Here is a 24,369-nt window from a genome sequence, read left to right as displayed (position 1 = left end):
GCGCGGCGGGGTCGGTAGGCTCGACGGATGCCGACGATCGCCGAAGTCCTCACCGTCACGGAGCGTCTGTGGCCTGCTTCCGGAGCGGAGTCGTGGGATGCGCCCGGTCTGGTCACCGGCGACCCCGCGGCGACCGTGACCCGTGTGCTGCTCACCGTCGATGCCGTTTCCGGCACGATCAACGAGGCGGTCGACGGCGCCTTCGACCTCGTCCTCGCCCACCACCCGCTCTTGCTTCGCGGGGTGACGAGCGTCGCCGAAGACCGTTACAAGGGGGCTCTCGTCGCGCGTCTGATCCGGGCGGGCTGCGGCCTCCTGACCGCGCATACGAATGCCGACGTCGTGCCGGACGGCGTCTCCGACGTTCTCGCCTCGCGCCTCGGACTCGTGGATGCCGGACCGATCGTCCCAGGCACTGACTCCGGCTCCGGACTGGGCCGCGTCGGGCGGCTCCGCGAGCCCACGACGCTCGGCGACCTCGCGCGCGCCCTGGCCGACCTCCTTCCGCCGACGGCGACCGGCGTGCGCGTCGGCGGCGACTACGCCCGCCCGATCACCACGATCGCGCTCTGCGGCGGCGCGGGCGATGCGTTCCTCGGCGAATCCGCCGTACGCGCTGCGGACGTCTACATCACCTCCGACCTGCGCCATCATCCCGCGTCCGAAGCGCTCGAGCAGTCGCTGGTGGCCGGCGGTCCCGCTCTCATCGACATCTCGCACTGGGCGGCAGAGTGGCTCTGGCTCGACGTCGCGGCAGAGCAGTTGCGCTCGGCGCTCTCCGACGTCGAGTTCGTCGTCAGCGACCTGCGGACGGATCCCTGGGACTTCGTCGTCGTGCAGTGAACGGCTCTGCGACCACAGCTTTCGGGTCCACGTCGCGGCGTGCGTGCAATAACGTAGAACTGTGAAGGCTGACCCGCGCGACCAACGCGAACTCTTGCGCGTCCAGGAACTCGACAATCTCCTCGCGCAGGCCGCCCGCGCGATCGCGCATCCGTCGCAGGAGAAGGCTCTGGCCGAGCTCGAGCCCGTGGTCGCGGAGGTGCGCAGTCGCCGTCTCGCGGTCTCCGGGGAGCTGGACGACGCTCGCGCCGAGCTGAAGCGGCTCGAGGCCGACGTGCGGGTAGTCGAGGCGAGGATGGCTCGCGATGACGAGCGAGTTCAGGCCACCTCGTCCGTCAAGGATGTCGAGGCTCTCGAAGCCGAGCTCGTCGCGTTGCGCAAGCGGCGAAGCGATCTCGAAGACATCGAGCTCGCGATCATGGAGCGGATCGAAGGCCTCGAGGAACAGGTCGCCGCCATCGACGCGGAGAGCGCGCAGAGCACGGCCGACGTCGAACGCATCGAGGCGGCGCGCGACGCCGAAGTGGCCGACTGGGAACGCAAGAAGGCCGACGCCATTTCCGACAGAAGGGCAGTGTCGGACGCCCTGCCGGCCGAGCTCGTGTCGCTCTACGAGAAACAGCGCGATCGGTATGGTGTGGGTGCGGCACGCCTCGTCGGCGGGGTGTCGCTCGGCTCGAACATGAAGCTTTCGCCGTCGGATCTTGCGAGCGTCACGGCCTCCGCCGATGACGAGGTCGTGCTCTGTCCGGACAGCGGCGCGATCCTGGTCAGGGACGAGAACTCCTGAGGTCGCGCGAAGCGTTGCGGAACGCACGGCCACGACCTGCGACTCGGATAAGCTGAGAACGGAACGGGTCGGCAAGACGGTCGCGTCGGCATCCTCCTCGTGAGGGGCCGCCGAGGAACGTCCGGGCTCCGCAGAGCAGGACGGTGGGTAACGCCCACCCGGGGTAACCCGCGAGACAGTGCCACAGAGAACAGACCGCCTTCGGTGCACCTGGTGTAGCGAAGGTAAGGGTGAAACGGCGGTGTAAGAGACCACCAGCGGCCGGGGTGACCCGGCCGGCTAGGCAAACCTCGTCCGGAGCAAGGTCAGACAGGAAACCACGAGGCTGCTCGTCTCGTTTCCGGGTAGACCGCTGGAGGGCCGTGGCAACACGTCCCCGAGAGAGATGGCCGTCCAGGGCGCGCGAGCGTCCGAACAGAACCCGGCGTATCAGCCGGCCCGTTCCCCTTCGTGATGGTGCTGAGGCAAGTCTCGACGCTGACGCTTCGTGATGATGATTCAGCCCGATGACCGCCGGCCGGCGGCTCAGGCGGCCGGCGACTCAGGCGGTCGGCGGCTCAGGCGGTCGCGATCGGCCGGCGGTGATGACCGCGGGATGCCAGCGCCGCCGCCCCGAGAATGCCCGCGTTGTTGCGGTGCACGGCGGGCACGATCTTCGTGTCGATGTCGATCAGCTCGCCGAACTCGTCCCAGTGCTTCGAGACGCCGCCGCCGACGACGAAGAGGTCGGGGGAGAAGAGGAACTCGACAGTGCGGTAGTACTTGGTGAGCCGCTTGCACCACTGACGCCAGTCCAGGTCGTCGCGCTCCTTGGCGGAGTACGCCGCCTTGCTCTCGGCGTCATGACCGTCGATCTCCAGGTGCCCCAGCTCCGCGTTCGGCACGAGAACGCCGTCATAGATCAGCGCCGACCCGATTCCGGTGCCGAGGGTGGTCAGAATGACGAGCCCGCCGACGTCTTTGGCGGCGCCGAACTCGGTCTCGGCATAACCGGCGGCATCCGCATCGTTGACGAACAGGATGTCGCGCTCCAGCGCCTTCTCGAAAATCTTCTCGGCTTCCAGACCGACCCACTTCTTCGAGACGTTCGCCGCCGACATGGTGCGGCCGTCCTTGATGATCGCGGGGAAGCAGACACCGACCGGCGCGTGCGGATCCTCATCGGCCAGCCTGTCGAGGACCTCCCGCGTCGTCTCGACGACGTCGTCCGGCTTTCCGCCCTTGGGGGTCGCCAGCTTCACGCGGTCGCTGATCAGCTCACCCGTCTTCAGATCGACGACACCCCCCTTGATCCCCGTGCCGCCGATGTCGATCCCGATTGCCGTGCTGGAGGTCATGAGGAGAATCTACCTGGCTCGAGCCTCGCATCGACGCGGAGGGTTCACGGAAGGGTGAGGATCTCCGCCGCGCGCTCGGTCACGACGAGCGTGTGCTCGAACTGAGCCGTGATCGACTTGTCCTTGGTGGTCACGGTCCAGTCGTCGGCCCACATGTCCCAGTCCGTGCCACCGAGCGTGAGCATCGGCTCGATCGTGAACACCATGCCCGGCACCATCTCCGTGTCGTACGCGGGCGCCGAGTCGTAGTGCGGAATGATCAGGCCGGAGTGGAACGAGCGCCCGACGCCGTGGCCGGTGAAATCGCGCACGACGCCGTAGCCGAAACGTTTGGCGTAGGACTCGATCGCCCGGCCGATCACGTTCACCTGGCGCCCGGGGGCGACGGCCTTGATGCCCCGGTTCAGCGCTTCTCTCGTGCGTTCCACGAGCAAGGACACCTCATCGGATGCCGCTCCGACGATGAATGTCTGGTTGCTGTCACCGTGCACACCGTTCGCGAACGCCGTGATGTCGATGTTGACGATGTCGCCGTCTTCGAGCACGGTGTCGTCCGGAATGCCGTGACAGATCACCTCGTTCACCGAGGTGCAGATCGACTTCGGATAGCCGCGGTAGCCGAGCGTCGACGGATAGGCGTCGTGTGCGACGAGGAAGTCGTGAGCCAGAGCATCCAGATGCTCGGTCGTGACCCCGGGAGCGACGTGCTCGCCGACTAGCGCGATCGCCTGTGCCGCGATGCGACCCGATTGCCGGATCAACTCGATCTCGTCAGCGGTGTAGACGTCACCTCGTTCATCGCGCGCCGGCCCCGGCTTGCCGACGTATTCCGGACGGAGAATGGAAGCGGGCACGGAACGACGGGGGGAGATGCGGCCGGGGATCAGGTGGCCGTCGGAGTCCTTGGGCATAGGATCAAGCTTATGGCGGAGCCGTTCGAGAACGACATCGAGCAGAAGTACTGGTACAACGTGAAGACCGGTGCGGTCGAACAGGGGTTCTTGTCTCCCGCGCCGAATCGCGTGGGCCCGTTCGACACGCACGAGGAGGCCGAGCACGCGCTCGAGAAGCTCCGCGAGAACAGCGCCCGCTGGGCCGAGGACGACGCCGAAGAAGATCGCTGACTCGTCGGTCGGTGACGCGTCGGTCGACGATGGCGCTCAGTGGTCGTAGTCGGTAGCTGTGGCAGCCGTGCTCAGTAACCGTGGCAGCTGCTCAGTAGCTGTGCTCGGGTCCCGGGTACTCGCCCTGCTCGACGTCGTCCTTGTACCGTCGCGCGGCATCGCCGAGAACGCCCTTGAGATCGGCGTACTGCCGAACGAACCGCGGAACGCGTCCCGTGGTGAAACCCGCCCAGTCCGTCCACACCAGAAGCTGCCCGTCCACATGCGGGCCGGCGCCGACTCCGATCGTCGGGATCGCGAGCTCCTCGGTGACCTGCGCCGCGGCATCCGTCGGCACCATCTCGAGCACGACAGCGAACGCGCCGGCGTCTTCGATCGCATGCGCGTCGGCGAGGAGGTTCTCGATACCCGAGTCGCCCCTGCCTTGAATGATGTGACCGCCGAGCTGGTGCTCGCTCTGCGGGGTGTAGCCGATGTGAGCCATGACCGGGATGCCGGCGTCGACGATGCGACGGATCTGCTTCGCGCTGCGCCGCCCGCCCTCGAGCTTGACCGCATGCGCACCGGTCTCTTTCATGAAGCGCACCGCGGTGTGCAGCGCGTCTTGCACGTCGGTCTCATAGGAACCGAAGGGCATGTCCGCCACTACGAAAGCGCGCTTCGCAGCCTGGGCGACCGCGCGCGTCAGGGGAATGAGATCGTCGACGCGAACGGGCAGCGTGGTGTCATAGCCGAAGACGTTGTTTCCGGCTGAGTCGCCCACCAGGAGGAAGTCGATGCCCGCCTCGTCGAAGATCGTCGCGCTGAGCATGTCATAGCTCGTGAGCCCGGTGATCTTGATGCCGTTAGCCTTCGCGTTCTGGAAGTGCCGTGTGCGCACGCGTTTCGGTCCGGCCGGCGTTCCGCCGTAGGGGCGCTCTTCGCTCGGGGTGTTCGGGGCGGCGGTCTCCTGCTCGGACATGCGCGTCAGTCTATCCGCCGGCGCATGCGCGCCCGGCGATCACGCAGACGCATCCGGCGGCCGCGGCGGGCCGCGCGGCACACCGCCAACCACTACCCTTAGAACACGAGGAAAGGGGCCAGATGGACAAGCAGCGTGACTTCGTGCTCCGCACCATCGAGGAACGCGGCGTCAAGTTCGTGCGCCTGTGGTTCACCGACGTCGTCGGCACCCTGAAGTCCGTCGCTCTCGCTCCCGCCGAGGTCGAAGGCGCGTTCACGGAGGGCCTCGGATTCGACGGGTCGGCGATCGAGGGCCTCACCCGCACGTTCGAGTCCGATCTGCTGGCCCATCCCGATCCGACGACGTTCCAGATTCTGCCGTGGCGCGGCGACGTCGACCCGACGGCGCGCATGTTCTGCGACATCACCACGCCCGATGGGGAGCCCGCTGTCGCCGATCCCCGCAACGTGCTCAAGCGCACGCTCGAAAAGGCGGCGGATCGCGGATTCACGTTCTACACGCATCCCGAGATCGAGTTCTATCTGCTCAAGTCGTCGAAGTTCGGCGAGAACGGACCCGAGCCCGCGGACTCGGCGGGCTATTTCGACAATGTTCCCGGAGGAACCGCACACGACTTCCGCCGGCGGTCCGTGCGCATGCTCGAAGACCTCGGAATCTCGGTGGAGTTCAGCCACCACGAGGCAGGCCCCGGGCAGAACGAGATCGACCTCCGCTACGCGGACGCGCTCACCACTGCCGACAACATCATGACGTTCCGTACCGTCGTGAAGGAGGTGGCGATCGAGCAGGGCGTCTACGCGACGTTCATGCCCAAGCCTTTGGTCGGTCAGCCGGGCAGCGGAATGCACACGCACCTGTCGCTCTTCGAGGGCGACACGAACGCGTTCTTCGAAGCCGGGGCGCAATATCAGCTCTCGAAGATCGCACGCCGGTTCATCGCGGGCATCCTGCACCACGCGGCCGAGATCACGGCGGTCACGAACCAGTTCGTGAACTCGTACAAGCGGCTCTGGGGCGGCGACGAGGCACCGAGCTACGTGTGCTGGGGGCACAACAACCGTTCGGCCCTGGTGCGTGTTCCGCTGTACAAGCCGGGCAAGGGCCAGAGTGCGCGCATCGAGTATCGCGGCATCGACTCGGCGACGAACCCGTACCTCGCGTTCTCCCTCGTGCTCGCGGCGGGCCTGAAGGGCATCGAGCAGGAGTACGAGCTTCCGGCGGAGGCCGAGGACGACGTCTGGGCGCTCAGCGACGCCGAGCGTCGCGCGCTCGGGTTCGGCGCCCTGCCCGCGAGCCTCGAACAGGCGGTGCAGTGCATGGAGGACTCCGAGCTCGTCGCCGAGACCTTGGGCGAGCAGGTGTTCAACTACGTGCTGGCGAACAAACAGCGTGACTTCCGCGAATATCGCGCGCAGGTGACGCCGTTCGAATGGCGCACGAACCTCGAGTTGCTCTGAGGGTGCGGTGCCGCTGACCCGATGAGATCTCAGCCGCAGATCACTCTCACCACGCTGGCCCGAGCGGGCTTCGTCGAACTGTCGGATGCCCGTGCTCGACTCGACGAGTTCGCCTCCCTGGGCGGGCCCGCCGCCGCTGATGCGCTCGAGCTGTTCGTGCGGGTGGCGGACCCCGACGCGGCGTTGTCCCGCGTGCTCGACCTGCTTCGACGCGGCGACCAGCGCATGTCGGCCTTGCTGACAGACATGCCTGCGCTGCAGCGCCTGCTCCTCGTGCTCGGCGCTTCGGGAGGGCTTGCCGAGTTCCTGCTGCGAGCACCGACGGCACTCGCCGTGTTCCGTGATCCTGTGGGCTCGTTGCCGAGCGAGAGCCGGCTGCACGCCGACCTGCTGGAGGCGGTGGGGGAGCGCGACGGCGTGGCATCCGTTTCGGGCGAGGACGCGTGGCGGGCGCTTCGCGTTCGCTATCGCACGCGGCTCACCGAGATCGCCGTCTTCGATCTGCAGCAGAGTGACCCGGTGGGCGGGCTCGGCGAGGTCGCACGCACGCTCGCCGCGCTGGCGGGCGCCGCGCTCGACGCCTCGCTGGCCGTCGCCAGGGCCATGACGAGCGCGGGCGGACCGGGCACGTTCCCCGCGGACGAGGTCGCGGCCACGAAGCTGACGGTGATCGGCATGGGGAAGACCGGTGCCCGCGAACTGAACTACCTCAGCGACGTCGACGTGATCTTCGTCGTCGACGGTGCCGAGGAGGCCGGTGTGTCGTCGGGACGTGCGGTCGACATCGGCACGCGGCTGGCCGCGCTCACCATGCGTGGCATCGATGAGTTCGGGATCGAGCCTCCCTTGTGGGAGGTCGACGCGAATCTCCGTCCGGAGGGCAAGGACGGCGCGCTGGTGCGCACGCTGGAGTCGCACGTCGCGTATTACGATCGCTGGGCGCACGGATGGGAGTTCCAGGCGCTCCTGAAGGCTCGGCCCATCGCCGGGGACGTCGAACTCGGTGCCCGCTACATCGAGGCGATCACCCCGTACATCTGGGCGAGCGCGAGCGGCGAGAGCTTCGTGGCCTCGGTACAGCGCATGCGCGAACGTGTGACCGACAACATCCCGCCGGACGAGGTCGACCAGCAGCTCAAGCTGGGCCCGGGCGGTCTGCGCGACATCGAGTTCACCGTGCAGCTCCTCGAGCTCGTGCACGGGCACACCGACGAGACCGTGCGGGTGGCGGGCACGCTTCCCGCGCTGGAGGCGTTGGCAGCGGGTGGGTACATCGGCCGTGCGGAGGCGGCGGAGTTCGCGCGCGACTACCGGGTGCTGCGAATCCTCGAACACCGCATCCAGCTGGCCGACCTGCGCCGCACCCACCTCATGCCGCGTGATGAGCACAAGCTGCGCGTCCTCGCGAGAGCGACAGGCCTGGCACCGAACGCAGCCGGCCTGACAACGCTGTGGAACGACGTGAAACGCCGGGTGCGCGGGCTCCACGAGCGCCTGTTCTATCGTCCGCTGCTGGCCGCCGTCGCCGCGCTGCCCGGTGAGGAGAGCGTGCTGACGGGGGACCAGGCAGCGGCACGCCTCGCCGCGATCGGCTTCGTCGACCCGCACGGCGCCCTTCGGCACATCGGCGCGCTGACGGCAGGAGTGTCCAGGCGCGCATCGATCCAACGCACCCTGCTTCCGGTCATGCTGCAGTGGTTCGCCGACGGCGCCGATCCGGACTACGGTCTGCTGACGTTCCGGCGGCTCAGCGAGGATCTGGGCAGCACGCACTGGTTCCTGCGCATGCTCCGCGACTCGTCCGGCGCCGCCGAGCGACTCACCCGAGTCTTGTCCGGCTCACGGTTCGCCGGGGAGCTGCTCGGCGTCATCCCGGAGAGCGTCGCCTGGCTCGACGACGACGCGGACCTGGCCGCACGGCCGCGCGCCGCGCTCGATGAGGAAGTCGCGGCGATCCTGGAACGCCACGCGACACCGGATGCCGCCGCACGCGCCATCCGTGCGGTGCGACGTCGTGAGGTGCTTCGGCTGGCATTCGCGGGCATCCTCGGCATCGCCACGGTGGCGCAGCTCGCGCGCGGGCTCACCGACATCACCGAGGTGACGATCTCAGGAGTGCTGAGCGCCATTCGACGGCAGCGGGCAGACTTCGAGTTCGCGGTGATCGCGATGGGACGATTCGGCGGCCGCGAGCTCGGTTTCGGATCCGACGCGGATGTGCTCTACGTCTTCAGGCCGGGACCTGACGAGGACACCGGCAGCGCACACCGGGCGGCGCTCGCCATCGTCGCCGAGCTCGGCCGCCTCACGGAGGACGCGCAGCTGCCGCTCGACCTCGACATGGGGCTGCGCCCGGAGGGGAAGAACGGCACGCCTGTCCGCTCGCTCGCGTCGTATCGCGCGTACTACGAGCGCTGGTCGCTCACGTGGGAGGCGCAAGCGCTGCTGCGCGCGCGCGGGGTGGCCGGGGATGCGGCGTTGCTCGCGGACTTCGAGGCGCTGGCGGATTCGGTGCGCTATCCGGCCGCGATCTCCGAGCGCGACGTGCGCGAGGTCAAACGCATCAAGGCCCGTGTCGAGAACGAGCGGCTGCCTCAGGGCGCGGATCCGACCAGGCACCTCAAGCTCGGCCGCGGGTCTCTCAGCGACGTGGAGTGGCTCGTGCAGCTGAAACAGCTCGAGAACGGGGCCCATTCTGCGTCCCTGCGCACCACGTCGACGCTGGATGCTCTCACCGCCTGCGTGACGCTCGGGCTGCTCGAGGAGACGGATGCCACGCGGCTGCGCGAGGCCTGGATCCTCGCCTCCCGGGCCCGCAGTGCGGTCACGTTGTGGACGAACAAGACCTCGGATGTGCTCCCCGTCGAGCGCAACGCGCTGGAGGGCGTCGCGCGGCTGCTCGGGTACCCGAGCGGATCCGCGTCGCTCCTCGAAGAGGAGTATCTCGCCGTGACGCGCCGGGCGCGCGCCGTGTTCGAGCACAAGTTCTACGACGCCTGACGCGGTCCACGCCCGTGCGTCGGCCTGCGTGACGACGAAGCGGGCCGCCCCGCAGGAGCGGCCCGCTTCGCCAATGAGAGCGAGTGTCAGACGCCGTAGTACAGCTCGAACTCGAAGGGGTGCGGACGCTGTGCAAGAGGCTTGATCTCCTGCTCCCGCTTGTAGTCGATCCAGGTCTCGATCAGCTCGGCGGTGAAGACTCCGCCGGCCGTGAGGAAGTCGTGGTCGGCCTCCAGCGCGTTCAGCACGGCCTCGAGCGTTCCCGGCACCTGCGGGATCGACTTGGCCTCCTCGGGCGGGAGCTCGTACAGGTCCTTGTCGACGGGCTCGTGCGGCTCGATGCGGTTGCGGATGCCGTCGATGCCGGCCATCAGCTGTGCCGCGAAGGCCAGATAGGGGTTGCCGGACGCATCCGGAGCGCGGAACTCGATGCGCTTGGCCTTCGGGTTCGTCCCCGTGATCGGGATGCGGATCGCGGCGGAACGGTTGCCGGCGGAGTAGACGAGGTTGACCGGCGCTTCGAAGCCGGGCACGAGACGGTGATACGAGTTGACCGTCGGGTTGGTGAACGCCAGAACGCTCGCCGCGTGCTTGAGCAGACCGCCGATGTACCAGCGGGCGATGTCGGACAGCCCGCCGTAGCCGGCTTCATCGTAGAACAGCGGGCTTCCGTTGTTCCACAGCGACTGGTGCGTGTGCATGCCCGACCCGTTGTCGCCGAACAGCGGCTTCGGCATGAACGTGGCGGTCTTGCCCCACTGCTCGGCCGTGTTCTTCACGATGTACTTGAACTTCAGGATGTCGTCCGCCGAGTGCACCATCGTGTCGAAGCGGTAGTTGATCTCCTGCTGACCACCCGTGCCGACCTCGTGGTGTGCACGCTCGAGCTCCAGACCCGCCTCGATCAGCTTCAGCGAGATGTCGTCGCGCAGATCGGCGGTCTTGTCGACCGGCGAGACGGGGAAGTAGCCGCCCTTGTATGCGGTCTTGTTGCCCAGGTTGCCGCCTTCTTCGGCACGGCCCGAGTTCCACGCGCCCTCCTCGGAGTCCACCACGTGGAAGGCACCGTTCTGCTTCACCTCGTAGCGCACGTCGTCGAAGATGTAGAACTCGGCTTCCGGCGCGAAGAAGGCCGTGTCGGCGATCCCGGTGGATGCGAGGTACTTCTCGGCCTTCTTCGCGACCTGACGCGGGTCCTTGCTGTACACCTCGCCGTTGCGTGGGTTGAAGATGTCGAAGACCATGACAAGCGTGCGCTCGGCACGGAACGGGTCGACGTACGCCGTCGAGACATCCGGGATCAACTGCATGTCCGACTCATGGATCGACGCGAAGCCGCGGATCGACGAGCCGTCGAACAGCTGGCCGATGGAGAAGAACTCCTCGTCGACAGTGGAGGCGGGAATGTTGAAGTGCTGCTGAACACCGGGGAGATCGGTGAACCGGATGTCGAGGAACTTGACGTCCGTGTCCTTGATGAACTTGAGCACCTCGGAAGAATCACTGAACATGTGGTTGCTCCAAGAGGGTGACGGGGAGGGTCGTTTCGGGCTGCGCGAGCAGCCGGTGACAGGCTAGGGGGCGCCGGTTTCTCCACCGTATCGCGATTGTTTCGGGGATGTTACGCAGGCTGCATCACTAGACTCGCGGCGTGCCCAGCCCGACCACACCTCAGCGCTTCGGCGATCTCGCTCCCAGTACGTACCCCGGGGAGCGGCTCGGATGCCCGCAATCCGGGCCGGGGTCCGTCGGCCGGCCTGGACGTCGCATCCTGGCCATCGTGATCGACTGGGCGATCGCCTCGCTGCTCTCGTTCGCGTTCTTCCACTACGACGGCTGGGCCACGCTGGGCATCTTCGCGGTGATGCAGTACGTCTTCATTCCCACCATCGGGGGAGGCATCGGGCACCGCATCGTCGGTCTGCGGCTCGTGGCGTTGAACGGCACCTGGGTCGGCCTCTGGAAGCCTCTCGTACGCACGGTGCTTCTCTGCATCGTGATCCCGGCGGTGGTCTGGGACTCGGATCAGCGGGGATTCCACGACAAGGTGGTCGGCACGGTCCTGCTGCGGGCGTGACGTGCTACGTCTTGGCACCCTGCTGGCCACCCCTGCGACGCGCGCGGCTTGCCCTAACGGATGCTCGGTCTCGACAAGGGCGCGGTCCTAACGGGCGCGCTGCGGGCGGACCTTCAAAGGATCGACGCCCTTCGGGATCGGCATCTGCGAACCGAGCGAAGTCAGTCGGTTGTCGACCGCGAGGACCTCGGGCTTCGTCAAGGCGACCTTGATCTTCGCCATGCGTCCGGCCAGCTTGTGCAGAGGGACCGCGTCGGTGTCGGGACCGACGGTGAAGACGTTGATCGGAACGTTCGGAACGATACGCGCGGTCTTGCGCCGCTCATCCTCGACCATTTTGCGCGTGCGCGACCCCGGCCCCTCGGCGATCAGCACCACACCGCCGCGACCCACCGCGCGGTACACGGCGTCCCTGGTTCGTCCGTTCACGGCGATCGGCATCTCGCTGCCGCGCCACGAGCGCTTCAGCGAACTGCGCAGCACCGCGCCGACCGCCCCGGGCTGTCCCTCGATCTGAGAGTAGGCCGCGCGTTCCGCGCGTCGGCCCAGCACGATGATGGCGCCCAGCACACCGAGAAGCAGACCCGAGACGATCCAGAGGACCATCGAGAAGATGTTGCCTCCGGTGAGTGTGAGCGAGAGCACGACACCCAGCGCGACGCCGAGCAGGACCGTGGCGAGCATGTACCACGTTGCTCGCGAGTCGTAACGGCGGGTCATCTGGAACACCTGCCACATCTGCTTGATGCGGCCTGGTTCCTTCGTCGCTGCGGAGTCCTTACGTGCCATGCCGTCCAGAATACCGGCTCGGGGCGCCCGCGATGGCGGCGCCCCGAGCCGATCGGGATCGATCCGTCCTTCTGTCAGCCGACGGCTTGGGCGAAACCGAGGGAGGCATCGGCGAGGGCGCCGAGCCTCTCGGGGATCGCCCGGCCCTTCGCCGTCATCGACTGAGCCCAGAGACGCCCGGCACGGTAGGACGAGCGCACCAACGGCCCGGCGAGCACGCCCAGAAAGCCGAGCGCGTCGGCCTCAGCCTTCAGCTCGACGAACTCCTCGGGCTTCACCCACTTCGCGACAGGAAGGTGCCGAGGACTGGGTCGCAGGTACTGGGTGATGGTGAGGATGTCCGTGCCGGCGTCCCGCAGATCACGCAGCGCCTCACTCACCTCGGAGCGCTCCTCACCCATGCCGAGGATCAGGTTGGACTTGGTGATCATGCCCTCGTCCCGGGCCTGCGTGATGACATTCAGCGATCGTTCGTAGCTGAACGCCGGACGCACCCGCTTGAACATGCGCGGCACCGTCTCCACGTTGTGGGCGAACACCTCCGGTGCGGCATCGAAGACCTGCTTCAGAAGCTCGTGCTTGCCGGAGAAGTCGGGCACGAGGATCTCTACACCCGTGCCCGGCGCCTGTCGCTTGATCTCACGGATCGTCTGAGCGTAGAGCCACGCACCCTCGTCGCGCAGATCGTCCCGGGTCACGCCCGTGACGGTGGCGTAGCGCAGACCCATGCGAGCGACGCTCTCTCCGACCCGTCGCGGCTCGTCCACATCCAGAGCCGCGGGCTTCCCCGTGTCGATCTGGCAGAAGTCGCATCGGCGGGTGCACTGGCTCCCGCCGATGAGGAAGGTCGCCTCGCGGTCCTCCCAGCACTCGTAGATGTTCGGGCAGCCGGCTTCTTGGCAGACCGTGTGGAGTTGCTCGGACTTCACCAGATTCTGCAGCTGCGTGTACTCCGGGCCCATCTTCGCGCGCGTCTTGATCCACTCCGGTTTACGCTCGATCGGCACCTGGGCGTTCCGAGCCTCCAGCCGCAGCATTCTGCGGCCCTCGGGCGCGGCGGTCACGCGGCGACCCCGATCACCGAGTCGAAGCGAGCACGAACCAGAGGCGCAGCATCCTGCGGCGTCACCGTGCGGCCGAGTTCGCGCGAGATCGTCGTCACACCGGCATCACGGATGCCGCAGGCCACGATGCGGTCGTACGGCTCCAGGTCATTCGAACAGTTCAGGGCGAACCCGTGCATGGTCACACCGGAGGCGACACGGATGCCGATGGCCGCGATCTTCGCGTCGGGCCCCTCCGTCGAGACCCACACTCCGCTTCGGCCCTGCACCCGGTGGCTGTCCACGCCGAGATCGGAGAGCACGTCGATGAGCATGCCCTCCAACCGCCGCACATAACCGACGACATCGATCGGCTCGGCCAGGCGCAGGATCGGATATCCGACCAGCTGGCCCGGTCCGTGCCACGTGATCTTGCCGCCACGGTCGACGTCGATCACCGGCGTGCCGTCGGTGGGACGTTCGTCGTCGGCCGTGCGTTTGCCCGCGGTGTACACGGGCTCGTGCTCGAGCAGGAGAACAGTGTCAGGCGCCCGCCCGTCGACGACAGCCGCGTGCACGGCACGCTGCTGCTCGAGGGCGTCGAGATACGGCACGGAGTTGGCGCTTAGCCCCGTGTCGATATATGTCAACACGCCTACCAACCTAATGCCTGCCAACCGGCTCGAGTGGTGACTTTCGTTCTGATCGGTTCGGGAGTTGGGCCGCACGGCGGCGCGCAGTCTTCTCGTCCCCTGGTGCTTCGGTCGCGTGGAGTCCACATTCGCCGGCCGTGGTCATTTCTGGTCCGCACGAAAGCGGGAGCCTGAGTGCCATGCCCGGCAGACGACATCCACGACCTGCTCCTGCGGACCTCTCCGCGGAGGAACCGCCTCTGCGTGCCGCGCCGAAAGACGAGGAGACACCGGTATGGTCGGAGCTCGGCGGCTATCGGTTGCTGCGCTCGATCGGCACTGGCGAACACGCCTGGGTGCACCTGGCGAGAGGCGACGATGGACCCGTCGTCGTGAAGGCCTACCCGGAACGAGCCTCGGACTGCGCTGCTGCACTCGTCGAATGCCTCTGCGCGGTCAGTTCTCCGCACGTCGTACGGGTCCTGGACGTGGCGGTGGCCGAGCGGAGACCGGTCTGCGTCATCCTCGAGCGGCTGGAGGGCGCACTGCTCAGCGAGTGGCTGCGGCTTCGCGACGACATCGACGCGGGTGAGGCGGTGACGGTCTGTGTGGGACTCGTGAGAGCGGTCTCCGCGGTTCACGAGGCCGGCTGGTCGCACGGTTCGCTGTCCGCCGCGCGGGTGCGGTTCGATGCGGCAGGATGCCCGGTCCTGCTCGGATTCGGACGCGCGAGGCGTGCGACGGCGGCCGGCCTCACCGAGGACTGGGCTGCCGTCTCCACGATCGCGCAGCGCGTGCTTGGCACCGTCGTGCTCGGGGGTGTCGAACGCGGGTCGCTCGAGCGCGTGACTGCTGCGTTCGCCCGGCTCGAAGCATCCGGCGATCCGACGGCAGGGATCGGCGCGGAGCTGAAGGCCGTTGCGGCACTCGAAGAAGCCCTTTTCGCGCTGGGCCCCGTCGCGCCCATCGCGCCGGCCGGTGAGCGGGCGGATTCACCCGATGACCGGGCTCACCACGTGCATAGCGCAAGGCCGGTCGAACGGAACGAGCTCGGCGAGGATCCTGGCCGTTCCGTCGCTCATGCCGCCGTGCGCGGCCGGCGGCCCACCTCCTCCGCGCTGGGCGCCGCGCTCGTGACCGCCATGGAGCACGGGGTGGCTTCGCGCGCGGGCGAGCGCATTCGCGTGTTCGCACGGGCGAGGCGGCGCCCGATACTCATCGCCGTTTCCGCCGCCGCCGCGATCACCTGCGCCCTCTTGGTCGTCGTCCCCGATCATCCATCGGGCCGCGCCGAAACCGCGCGCCCACCGACGACACCCGTCGGGACGTCCGCACCGTGGACGGCAGCGACGGGAACGCCTCGCGCATCGGCTGCACCGACTTCAACGTCTGCTCGATCGAAGCCGGCGCCGATCGCGGGTGGTGCCGTGGACGAGGGCGCGGTACGCGCCGCGTCGCGCCTCCTCGCCGAACGAAGCCGGTGCATCGCACGCGGCGCCCTGCAGTGCTTGTCGGGCGTCGATCAGCTGGACTCGCCGATCGCATCGGCGGACTCGGTGCTCATCACGGGCGGGGGAGATGCTCCCGCGGTTCCCGCGGCGTCGCGCCTGTCCCTGGTCGAGACCCTCGGCGATGCTGCCGTCGTCGCCATCGCGCCCGAATCGCTGCAGACGACGAAGCCGGCCTCGCTCCTCCTGGTGAGGACCGAGGCCGGCTGGCGTCTTCGCGCCTTGTTCGAGAACTGACCGGGGCGGGAAGCCGCGGTGCGCCGGGGGATTCTCGAGTCAGATGCCGAGGTCGCGCTCGAACGCGCCTTCCTCCAGGCGGTTCTTCACTGCGACGAGGAAACGCGCCGCGTCAGCGCCGTCGACGATCCGGTGGTCGTACGAAAGTGCGAGGTAGACCGTCGAGCGCACGGCGATCGCGTCCGCTCCGTCGGCGGAGACGACGACGGGCTTCTTGGTCACGATTCCGGTTCCGAGGATCGCCACCTGCGGCAGGAACACGAGCGGAGTGTCGAACAGGGCGCCACGTGAACCGGTGTTCGTCACCGTGAACGTGCCACCCGCCAACTCGTCGGGCTTCAGCTTGTTGTCCCGCGTGCGCTGCGCGAGATCGGCGATCTGCTGCGACAGCTGCGCGATGTTCTGCGCGCTCGCATCGCGCACCACCGGGGTGAGAAGCCCTCGCTCCGTGTCTACTGCGATCGAGATGTGCTCGTGATCGGGATAGACGATGTTTTCACCATCCACCGTCGCATTGATCACCGGGTAGGCCTTCAACGCCTCTGCCGCAGCGAGCGTGAAGAACGGAAGGAACGAAAGCTTCGTGCCGGTGGCCTTCTCGAAGTCGCCCTTCACCTGGGCCCGAAGCGCGGCCACCTTGGTCACGTCCACCTCGACGACCGTCGTGAGCTGCGCCGAGTTCTGCATGGAGACGACCGCACGATCTGCGACGACCTTGCGCAGGCGGGACATCGGCTGCACCGTGCCGCGCAACACCGAGGTCTCGAGCTTGGTCGAGGCCGCGGCCTCGGCAGGTGCGGTGGCGGGCGTGCCCGCGTTCAGCACGTCCTCCTTGCGGATGCGTCCACCGACGCCCGTACCCGTGAGCGTGGAAAGGTCGACACCTTGCTCATTCGCGAGCTTGCGGACGATCGGCGTGACGTACCCGGTTCCGGCGTGAGAGCCGGAAGATGGTGCGGCGGGTGCGGGTTCGGACGCGGCGGGCGCTGCTGCTGCGGCGGGCGCCTGTGCGGCCGGCGCGGACGACGCAGCGGGTGCCGGCTCTGGCGCCGACGCGGCAGGAGCCGACTGCGCCGATGATGCGGGAGCCTCATCGACAGCGGTGGCAGGCGCGGGCGCCTGCGCCGGGCTCTCGGCCGCTGTAGAAGGCACTTCCGCGTCCGGCGACGCCTGGGCGGGCTCTGCGGGGGTGGGCTCTGGAGCGGACGATGGGGCCGGCGCCGCCGCCGGCTGTTCCGGTGCTTGTTCCTGCTGCGCCGGGGCTTCCTCGGCTTCCGCGGGGGCTTCTTCGGCTTCCGCCGGGGTCGTCTCGCCTGCCGCCGGCGCCTCCGCAGCGGCGGGCTGCGCCGGGGCTCCGGCGGGGGCCGAGCCGTCTCCGATCATCACGAGCGCAGTGCCGACCTCGACGGTCTCGTCCTCTTGCACGAGGATCTGCTCGACGACGCCCGCTACGGGAGACGGGATCTCCGTGTCGACCTTGTCAGTGGACACCTCGAGCAACGGCTCGTCGACCTCGACGCGGTCGCCGACCTGCTTCAGCCAGCGGGTAACCGTGCCTTCCGTGACACTCTCACCGAGTGCCGGGAGGCTGACGGATTCGCTCATGACCTTGTCTCCTTCAAGAATGCGATTCGTTACGAAAGCTTATTGCAGTGCTGTCTGCTGCGCTGTGGATCACAGCGTGTGCAGCGGCTTTCCGGCGAGGTACAGGAACGCCTCACCGAGCGACTCGTTCTGCGTCGGGTGCGCGTGGATGAACGGCGCGATGTCCTCGGGGTAGGCCTCCCAGTTCACCGCGAGCTGCGCCTCTCCGATCAGCTCGCCGACACGGGCACCGATCATGTGCACGCCGACTACGGGACCGTCGTTCACCCGCACGACCTTCACGGAGCCGGTGGTGCCGAGAATCTCGCTCTTGCCGTTTCCGGCGAGGCTGTAGTCGTACGACGTGACGTTCTCCGCGCCGTACTGCGCCTCGGCCTTGGCCTGGCTCAGTCCAATGGATGCCACCTCCGGCTCGCAATAGGTCACCTTCGGCACGTTCACGTCCTCGACGATGATCGGGTTCAGCCCCGCGATCTCCTCGGCGACGAAAATGCCCTGCTGGAATCCGCGATGGGCGAGCTGCAGGCCGGGCACGATGTCTCCGACCGCGTAGACGCCGTCCACTCCCGTGCGCAAACGCTCGTCGGTGATCACGAAGCCGCGATCGATCGTCACACCCGCCTCTTCGAATCCGAGACCAGTGGTCACGGGGCCGCGGCCGACCGCGACGAGCAGCAGGTCGGCATCCACTGTGTCGCCGTTCTCGAGGGAGACCACGACGCCGTCGTCGTTCTGTGTCACGCCCTGGAACCGGATGCCCAGGCGGAAGTCGATGCCGCGACGACGGAATGCACGCTCGAGGGACTTGCTGATCGACTCATCCTCGTTCGGCACGAGGTGGGGGAGCGCCTCGATGATCGAGACCTCGGCTCCGAAGGACTTCCAGACGCTCGCGAACTCCACGCCGATCACACCGCCGCCGAGCACGGCGACCTTCTTCGGCACGAAATCGAGCTGCAACGCCTGCTCGCTGGTGATGACGCGTCCGCCGATCTCGAGCCCGGGAAGCGAGCGCGAGTACGATCCGGTGGCCAGGACCACGTTCTGACCGACATAATCGACGTCACCGACACGCACGGTCTTGGGTGCGACGAGGCGCCCCTCGCCCTCGACGACCGTGATGCCACGCGCCTTCACGAGACCCTGCAGGCCCTTGTACTTCTTGGCGACGACGCCCTCGCGGTACTTGGTGACCGCTGCGAGGTCGATGCCCTCGAGCTGTGCGACCACCCCGTACTTCGCGGATTCCCTCGCCGAGTCCGCCACCTCAGCGGAATGGAGAAGCGCCTTCGTGGGGATGCACCCGCGGTGCAGACAGGTCCCTCCGACCTTGTCCTTCTCGATCAGGGCGACGGAGAAGCCGAGTTCGCTCGCGCGCAGTGCTGCCGCGTAACCTCCGCTCCCGCCTCCCAGAACAACGATGTCGAAGTTCTGCTCAGACACCCATTCACTCCTCGGGTCGGGATGGTGGACGATACCGTCTGCGGGCGTTGTTCTCGACTGCAGACGGCCGTCGATGAGCAGGCGATTCCTGCCCATAAGACCCTACTACCGAGCGCCGAACTCCTCGGCCACCCGAATGAGCGTGCGTACGAGCACACCGGTCGCGCCTTTGCCCGTGAAACCGTAGGGAGAACCGTTGTTCTGCGCGGTTCCTGCGATGTCGAGATGCGCCCAGGGGACGGCCGGAGCGTCGGGAGAGTCCGGCCCGGCGGACACGAACTCGCGAAGGAACACTCCCGCCAGAAGCATGCCGGCGGAGCGGTTCCCCGGCGTCGCATTCGCCAGGTCCGCGACCTCGGAGTTCAGGCGTGAACGGAGCTCGGAAGGAAGGGGCATCGGCCAGACGAGCTCTCCGACGTGCTCGGCCGCATTCCGCACGGTGGACACCGCTTCGTCGTCACCCATCACCGCGGAGTACCGCGTGCCCAGCGCGACGATCTGCGCACCTGTCAACGTTGCGATGTCGATCACCAGATCGGGCTTCTCCTCGAGCGCCGCGCGAAGGCCGTCCGCGAGCACGAGGCGACCCTCGGCATCCGTGTTCAGCACTTCCACCCGGGTGCCGCCACGAATTGTCAGCACGTCGTTCGGACGAATCGCCGAGCCCGACGGCAGGTTCTCCGCGATGCACATCCACGCCGTCACCCGCACCGGCAGGCCGAGACGCGCCGCGGCGACGACGACGGCCAGAACAGATGCCGCTCCCGCCATGTCGTACTTCATCCCGACCATCGACGCCGGCGGCTTCAGCGACAGACCACCGGAATCGAACGTGATTCCCTTGCCGACCAGTGCGAGGTGTCGTTGCGCGCCGGTGGGGGCGTAGTCGAGCCGAACGAGCCGGGGCGGCCGCACGGAGCCCTTTCCGACCCCCAGGATGCCGCCGAACCCGTCCGCGTGCAGCGCCGCCTCGTCCCACTCCCGCACGTCGATGGGAAGATCTGACACCGCCGTCGAGGCGGCGCGCGCGAGGTCGGCCGGACCCTGTTGCGACGGAGGAGTGTCGACGAGCCGGCGCGTCAACGCCACGGCGTCGCCGACGGCTTGCGCGTGTCGCACGAGGGCGTCGGCATTCGCGGCGTCCCCGAGTACCACGACGGAGGAGGCCGGTGTCTCCTGGCCGCCCGATCGCGGCGAGCCCGGGTAGACGTAGCCGCCGAGCGCCGCGCCTTCGAGCAGAGCGGCCAGTTGTTCAGGGCCGGCAGGCAGGGCATCCAAGATCAACCGGACGTCGCCGCCGGAAGCGCGAACCGCCGCTCCGGCCGCGGAGCGCAATGCCGTCTCGGTCGGCGCCGATCCAACGCCCGTGAGCATGACAGGGCCCTCGTCGACGAGTCCCGCCGGCAGTCTCACCACCTGGTCCGTTGCCCCGCTCGCGCGGACCTGGGAGAGCAGCGTCCGGTCAACGTCGCGTCCGATGACCGTCGGACCATCAGCACCCGCCTGCACGAAGAGCACGAGCACATCGCCGTCGGCGACCTCGGGGCGAGTGGGAGACAACGCGAGAGAGGGAGTAGGCATGTCGCCGATCGTATGTCTCGCGTCGTCGTGACGCCCGTCCCGGTGTTCGCTGTGGGCGCTTTCGGCGGCCCCGGTGACGCGGGGCGCGCTGACTAGCATTGAAACCATGCAGGACCCCCGCGACCTTTACGACGTCCGCACGGCACTGGATCGCCTGCCAACGGGCCTCTACCTCATCGCGGGCCTCACCGGATTCGCGGATGCCGGTGGTGCCGTCTCGCAACTCGGCAGCTACCTTCTCGACTCGCTCGAAGCGGAAGAGGTCCTGCGTTTCGACAACGACACCCTTCTCGACTATCGGGCGCGCCGGCCCGTGATCACGTTTGATCAGGATCACCTCAGCGATTACCGCCCGGTACAGCTGAGCCTCTATCTGATGCGCGATGAGCTGGGTCGCCAGTTCCTCTTTCTCAACGGCTATGAACCCGACTTCCAATGGGAGCGCTTCAGCGCCGCCGTGCTGGATCTCGTCTCGCTCCTGAAGGTTCGGTCGACCGTCTGGGTGCAGTCGATCCCGATGCCGGTGCCGCACACGCGTCCCATCGGTGTCACGGTGAGCGGCAATCAGGAGGGTTTGGCCGACAAGTTGTCGGTATGGCGCCCGACCACGCAGGCGCCGGGAACCGCGATGCACCTCATCGAATACCGGCTGCAGGAGATGGGCGCATCGGTGACCGGGCTCGTGCTGCTGGTGCCGCATTATCTGGGCGATACCGAGTATCCGGCGGTGGCGGTCGCCGCGATCGAGAACATCAGCACTGTGACCGGCCTGATCTTCCCCACGGATCGACTGCGCGAGGAAGATCGGGAGTTCGTCTCCAACATCGACGAGCAGGTCGCGGGGAATGCGGAGCTGGAAAGACTCGTAGGCGCTCTCGAGCAGCGACACGACGCTTACATGCAGGACTCGCCGCTGAAGTCGCCACTGACGCACCTCGACGGTGCCGTGCCTTCCGCGGACGAGATCGCGACGGAGCTGGAGAACTTCCTCGCCTATCGGCGCAAGGGTGATGACGACGGGCTCGGCCTCTGACCCTCGGCCGCTGAACGGCGCTGTTCCGCGCACCGCGTAACGTTGAAGGAGTGAATTCGGTACGCTCGTGGCTGATCTTCGCCGCGGGCGTCTTCGGATATCTGATCGCGGTGATGGAGCGCACGACCATCGGCGTGGCCGGCGTCGCGGCCACCGATCGGTTCCACACCACGGCGTCGCTGCTCTCGACGCTCGCTGTCCTGCAGTTGATCGTCTACGCCTGCCTGCAGATCCCCGTCGGAGTCCTCATCGATCGAGTCGGTCCGCGCGCGCTCATGCTCACCGGCACAGCGCTGATGGCGATCGGTCAGGCGACCGTCGGCATCTCCGCCGTGATCGGTGTCGCGGTGCTCGGTCGGGTTCTGGTGGGGGCGGGCGACGCCATGATCTTCACCTGTCTCATCCGGCTCGTGAACTCCTGGTTCTCCGGTCGTGCCGTTCCCCAGCTGTCGCAGTGGGTGGGCAACATCGGCCAGCTCGGCCAGGTCGTCTCCGCCGTGCCGTTCGCCCTGCTTCTCCACCAGTCCGGATGGAGCGTGGCCTTCCTCTCCTCGGCCGGCGTCTCGCTCGTCGCGTTCGCCGGGATCTTCGCCGTCGTGCGCAATCGGCCCGCCGGCTCGCTCGAGGGACCGCGGCCCGCGAGCTGGCCCCAGTCGCTCCGGCAGCTCGGGGTCGCCATCGCGCGTCCGGGGACGCAGCTCGGATTCTGGTCGCACTTCGTCACCCAGTCGTCCGGGACGGTCTTCGCGCTGATGTGGGGCGTGCCGTTCATGGTGTACGCGCTGGGCTACAGTCCGGCGGCTGCGTCCTGGATGCTCACGGTCATCGTCGGCGCGGCATTGGTCGTCGGTCCGATCCTGGGAATCTTGACGGCGCGATTCCCGTTGCGCCGCAGCAACATCGTTCTCTCCATCGTCGCGTGCATGGCTGTGGTGTGGACCGTGCTGCTGCTCTGGCCGGGAACTCCGCCGGTCTGGCTCGTCGTGATCCTGCTCGTCGTGATCGGCGCCGGCGGGCCGGGGTCGTTGATCGGATTCGACTTCGCGCGCACCTCGAATCCGATGCACGCTCTCGGCTCGGCCAATGGTTTCGTGAACGTGGGAGGGTTCGCCGCGAGCTTCGTCATGATCTATCTCGTCGGCGTGATCCTGGACTGGCACAACAGGCTCACCGGTACCGGGCTGTACACGCTGAATGGCTTCCGGATGGCATTCGCCGTGCAGTACGTCGTCGTCGGCGCGGGAGTGCTGTTCCTGATCTCGGCGCGGCGGCGAACACGCCGACGCCTTCTGGATGATGAGGGAATAGAAGTGGGGCCTCTGTGGGTTGCATTGGTTGCACGTTGGAACCGGGGCCGACACTGAGCGGCGCTGCGCGGCCGGACGTCCAGTACGTGCAATAATCGATGATCGGACCCGTTCATGTCCGTAACAGCACAACGATCAACCGCGTCAGGGCCGTGAGTCAGGACGCAGGAAGAAGAAGTGCGAAGAGTTGCGGACTTGACATGGGTCCTCATAGTGTCCGCAAGCGACCCGAACCCCCTCGATCAACCCCGCTGCGCGTGTTCGACGAGAGGGCTGGAAGGTGAACTCCATGGCAACCAAAACGGCTGACCCCCGCACCGTAGAGGAGCCCACCGGCGAGGCCAAGGCCCCGACGACGCGTGCCGCGTCGAAGACCACGAGCACGTCGACCACGAAGAAGGCGGCGAGCAAGTCCACGACGACGAAGGATGCCGGCAAAGCCAAAGCGAGCAGCAAGGCCTCGCCTAGCAAGGCATCCTCGAAGGCTTCCCCCGCCAAGGCGGACGAAGACCACGGCGACGAGAACGACGACGCCGACCTGGTCGAGACCGACGGCTCCACCGCGGCGAAGGGCAAGGGCGACGAAGGTAAGGAAGAGCTGCCGACCGGCGCGCTGGTGTTGAGGGCAGCGGACGAGGACGACGACGTCCCGGTCTATTCCGCTCAGATCACCGGCGCCACGGCCGACCCGGTCAAGGACTACCTGAAGCAGATCGGTAAGGTCGCGCTGCTGAACGCGGCCGAAGAGGTCGAGCTGGCCATGCGGATCGAGGCGGGTCTGTTCGCCGAGGAGAAGCTCGGCGCGATGACCGACCAGGAGAAGCGCACGCAGCTGGGTCGCGATCTCGGCTGGGTCGCCCGCGACGGACAGCGCGCGAAGAGCCACCTGCTGGGCGCGAACCTGCGTCTGGTGGTCTCGCTCGCCAAGCGGTACACGGGTCGCGGCATGCAGTTCCTGGACCTGATCCAGGAGGGCAACCTCGGTCTGATCCGCGCGGTCGAGAAGTTCGACTACACCAAGGGCTTCAAGTTCTCCACGTACGCCACGTGGTGGATTCGCCAGGCGATCACGCGGGCGATGGCCGACCAGGCGCGCACCATCCGCATCCCGGTGCACATGGTCGAGGTCATCAACAAGCTCGCCCGCGTGCAGCGCCAGATGCTGCAGGACCTCGGACGCGAACCGACTCCCGAAGAGCTCTCCAAGGAGCTCGACATGACGCCCGAGAAGGTCGTCGAGGTGCAGAAGTACGGCCGCGAGCCCATCTCGCTGCACACCCCGCTGGGCGAGGACGGCGACAGCGAGTTCGGCGATCTGATCGAAGACACGGAGGCCGTGGTGCCGGCCGACGCGGTGGGCTTCACCATGCTGCAGAAGCAGCTCGAGAGCCTGCTGGACTCCCTTTCCGAGCGCGAAGCAGGCGTGATCCGCATGCGCTTCGGCCTGGGCGACGGCATGCCGAAGACACTCGACCAGATCGGAGACACGTTCGGCGTGACGCGCGAGCGCATCCGTCAGATCGAGTCGAAGACGATGGCCAAGCTGCGCCACCCGTCCCGCTCGCAGTCGCTGCGCGACTACCTCGAGTAGGCGCGCCG

The 24,369-nt window shown here is 67.5% G+C and carries 20 protein-coding genes and 1 other RNA gene; 11 read left to right on the top strand and 10 right to left on the bottom strand.

The genetic code is table 11. The features are described from left to right. The first annotated feature begins 27 nt into the window (after nucleotides 1-27). The 3 genes from H623_RS0103280 (at nucleotide 28) to rnpB (ending at nucleotide 2,078) form a co-directional block, all read left to right on the top strand. Entirely contained in the window at nucleotides 28-843 is an 816-nt protein-coding gene (locus H623_RS0103280; RefSeq protein WP_022899520.1) for a Nif3-like dinuclear metal center hexameric protein, read from the top strand. Between the two features lie 61 nt (nucleotides 844-904). After that, nucleotides 905-1,633: a zinc ribbon domain-containing protein gene (locus tag H623_RS0103275; RefSeq protein WP_026939860.1), complete on the top strand. Its 729-nt coding sequence runs from the start codon at nucleotides 905-907 to the stop codon at nucleotides 1,631-1,633. A gap of 64 nt (nucleotides 1,634-1,697) precedes the next feature. Next, an RNA gene (gene rnpB / locus H623_RS20875) (RNase P RNA component class A) lies at nucleotides 1,698-2,078 on the top strand. Between the two features lie 112 nt (nucleotides 2,079-2,190). Here rnpB and ppgK read toward each other — a convergent pair. Next, entirely contained in the window at nucleotides 2,191-2,970 is a 780-nt protein-coding gene (ppgK, locus tag H623_RS0103270) for a polyphosphate--glucose phosphotransferase (RefSeq protein ID WP_022899519.1), read from the bottom strand. Between the two features lie 44 nt (nucleotides 2,971-3,014). After that, nucleotides 3,015-3,881 (bottom strand): type I methionyl aminopeptidase, encoded by an 867-nt coding sequence (gene map, locus H623_RS0103265; protein ID WP_022899518.1) that lies wholly within the window; start codon nucleotides 3,879-3,881, stop codon nucleotides 3,015-3,017. 12 nt (nucleotides 3,882-3,893) lie between these two features. Between map and H623_RS0103260 the strand changes: the two genes are divergently transcribed. Further along, on the top strand, nucleotides 3,894-4,094 hold the full coding sequence (locus tag H623_RS0103260) for a hypothetical protein (protein ID WP_022899517.1): 201 nt from the start codon (nucleotides 3,894-3,896) through the stop codon (nucleotides 4,092-4,094). A 91-nt stretch (nucleotides 4,095-4,185) separates the two neighbouring features. Here the strand turns inward: H623_RS0103260 and panB are convergent, their stop codons facing one another. Then, nucleotides 4,186-5,055 (bottom strand): 3-methyl-2-oxobutanoate hydroxymethyltransferase, encoded by an 870-nt coding sequence (gene panB, locus H623_RS0103255; protein WP_022899516.1) that lies wholly within the window; start codon nucleotides 5,053-5,055, stop codon nucleotides 4,186-4,188. 122 nt (nucleotides 5,056-5,177) lie between these two features. On the opposite strand from panB, the gene glnA (H623_RS0103250) reads away from it, so the two are divergent. Both glnA (H623_RS0103250) and H623_RS0103245 read left to right on the top strand, forming a co-directional pair. Next, complete coding sequence (glnA, locus tag H623_RS0103250) at nucleotides 5,178-6,515, top strand: type I glutamate--ammonia ligase (protein ID WP_022899515.1); 1,338 nt, start codon at nucleotides 5,178-5,180, stop codon at nucleotides 6,513-6,515. A gap of 21 nt (nucleotides 6,516-6,536) precedes the next feature. After that, entirely contained in the window at nucleotides 6,537-9,515 is a 2,979-nt protein-coding gene (locus H623_RS0103245) for a bifunctional [glutamine synthetase] adenylyltransferase/[glutamine synthetase]-adenylyl-L-tyrosine phosphorylase (protein WP_022899514.1), read from the top strand. An 86-nt stretch (nucleotides 9,516-9,601) separates the two neighbouring features. Here the strand turns inward: H623_RS0103245 and glnA (H623_RS0103240) are convergent, their stop codons facing one another. Continuing rightward, nucleotides 9,602-11,026, bottom strand: a complete 1,425-nt coding sequence (glnA, locus tag H623_RS0103240) for a type I glutamate--ammonia ligase (RefSeq protein WP_022899513.1) — start codon at nucleotides 11,024-11,026, stop codon at nucleotides 9,602-9,604. Nucleotides 11,027-11,166: 140 nt separating this feature from the next. Here glnA (H623_RS0103240) and H623_RS0103235 point away from each other — a divergent pair, with 140 nt between their 5' ends. Then, a complete protein-coding gene (locus H623_RS0103235; protein WP_022899512.1) occupies nucleotides 11,167-11,592 on the top strand; it encodes an RDD family protein in 426 nt (141 codons plus the stop codon). Nucleotides 11,593-11,679: 87 nt separating this feature from the next. Here H623_RS0103235 and H623_RS0103230 read toward each other — a convergent pair whose 3' ends face one another. The 3 genes from H623_RS0103230 to lipB all read right to left on the bottom strand — a co-directional run bounded on the left by H623_RS0103230 (nucleotide 11,680) and on the right by lipB (nucleotide 14,077). Continuing rightward, nucleotides 11,680-12,381, bottom strand: a complete 702-nt coding sequence (locus H623_RS0103230; protein ID WP_022899511.1) for a DUF4191 domain-containing protein — start codon at nucleotides 12,379-12,381, stop codon at nucleotides 11,680-11,682. Nucleotides 12,382-12,455: 74 nt separating this feature from the next. Further along, nucleotides 12,456-13,445: a lipoyl synthase gene (gene lipA / locus H623_RS0103225; RefSeq protein WP_022899510.1), complete on the bottom strand. Its 990-nt coding sequence runs from the start codon at nucleotides 13,443-13,445 to the stop codon at nucleotides 12,456-12,458. Next, nucleotides 13,442-14,077 (bottom strand): lipoyl(octanoyl) transferase LipB, encoded by a 636-nt coding sequence (lipB, locus tag H623_RS0103220; protein ID WP_026939859.1) that lies wholly within the window; start codon nucleotides 14,075-14,077, stop codon nucleotides 13,442-13,444. Before lipB ends, lipA begins: the two co-directional genes overlap by 4 nt. A gap of 179 nt (nucleotides 14,078-14,256) precedes the next feature. Here lipB and H623_RS17495 point away from each other — a divergent pair, with 179 nt between their 5' ends. Then, entirely contained in the window at nucleotides 14,257-15,801 is a 1,545-nt protein-coding gene (locus tag H623_RS17495) for a protein kinase (protein WP_022899508.1), read from the top strand. Between the two features lie 39 nt (nucleotides 15,802-15,840). Here the strand turns inward: H623_RS17495 and sucB are convergent, their stop codons facing one another. From sucB to H623_RS0103200, 3 genes are all read right to left on the bottom strand, one after another. Beyond that, nucleotides 15,841-17,406, bottom strand: coding sequence for a 2-oxoglutarate dehydrogenase, E2 component, dihydrolipoamide succinyltransferase (gene sucB, locus H623_RS0103210; protein ID WP_022899507.1), 1,566 nt, complete (start codon nucleotides 17,404-17,406; stop codon nucleotides 15,841-15,843). A 69-nt stretch (nucleotides 17,407-17,475) separates the two neighbouring features. Next, nucleotides 17,476-18,849 (bottom strand): dihydrolipoyl dehydrogenase, encoded by a 1,374-nt coding sequence (gene lpdA / locus H623_RS0103205; RefSeq protein ID WP_026939858.1) that lies wholly within the window; start codon nucleotides 18,847-18,849, stop codon nucleotides 17,476-17,478. Nucleotides 18,850-18,954: 105 nt separating this feature from the next. Further along, nucleotides 18,955-20,430 carry a leucyl aminopeptidase gene (locus tag H623_RS0103200; protein ID WP_026939857.1) on the bottom strand — a complete coding sequence of 492 codons (1,476 nt, stop codon included), beginning with the start codon at nucleotides 20,428-20,430 and terminating at the stop codon, nucleotides 18,955-18,957. A 106-nt stretch (nucleotides 20,431-20,536) separates the two neighbouring features. On the opposite strand from H623_RS0103200, the gene H623_RS0103195 reads away from it, so the two are divergent. From H623_RS0103195 to H623_RS17490, 3 genes are all read left to right on the top strand, one after another. Continuing rightward, nucleotides 20,537-21,463 (top strand): proteasome assembly chaperone family protein, encoded by a 927-nt coding sequence (locus H623_RS0103195; RefSeq protein ID WP_022899504.1) that lies wholly within the window; start codon nucleotides 20,537-20,539, stop codon nucleotides 21,461-21,463. Between the two features lie 50 nt (nucleotides 21,464-21,513). Then, nucleotides 21,514-22,827 (top strand): MFS transporter, encoded by a 1,314-nt coding sequence (locus H623_RS0103190; RefSeq protein ID WP_022899503.1) that lies wholly within the window; start codon nucleotides 21,514-21,516, stop codon nucleotides 22,825-22,827. 232 nt (nucleotides 22,828-23,059) lie between these two features. Next, nucleotides 23,060-24,361 (top strand): RNA polymerase sigma factor, encoded by a 1,302-nt coding sequence (locus tag H623_RS17490; protein WP_022899502.1) that lies wholly within the window; start codon nucleotides 23,060-23,062, stop codon nucleotides 24,359-24,361. Nucleotides 24,362-24,369 lie beyond the last annotated feature (8 nt).

It is taken from the genome of Humibacter albus DSM 18994 (assembly GCF_000421825.1).
Taxonomy (GTDB): Bacteria; Actinomycetota; Actinomycetes; order Actinomycetales; family Microbacteriaceae; genus Humibacter; species Humibacter albus.
The sequence above is the reverse complement of the archived record's forward strand: the minus strand, read 5'-3'. Positions and strand labels throughout refer to the sequence as shown.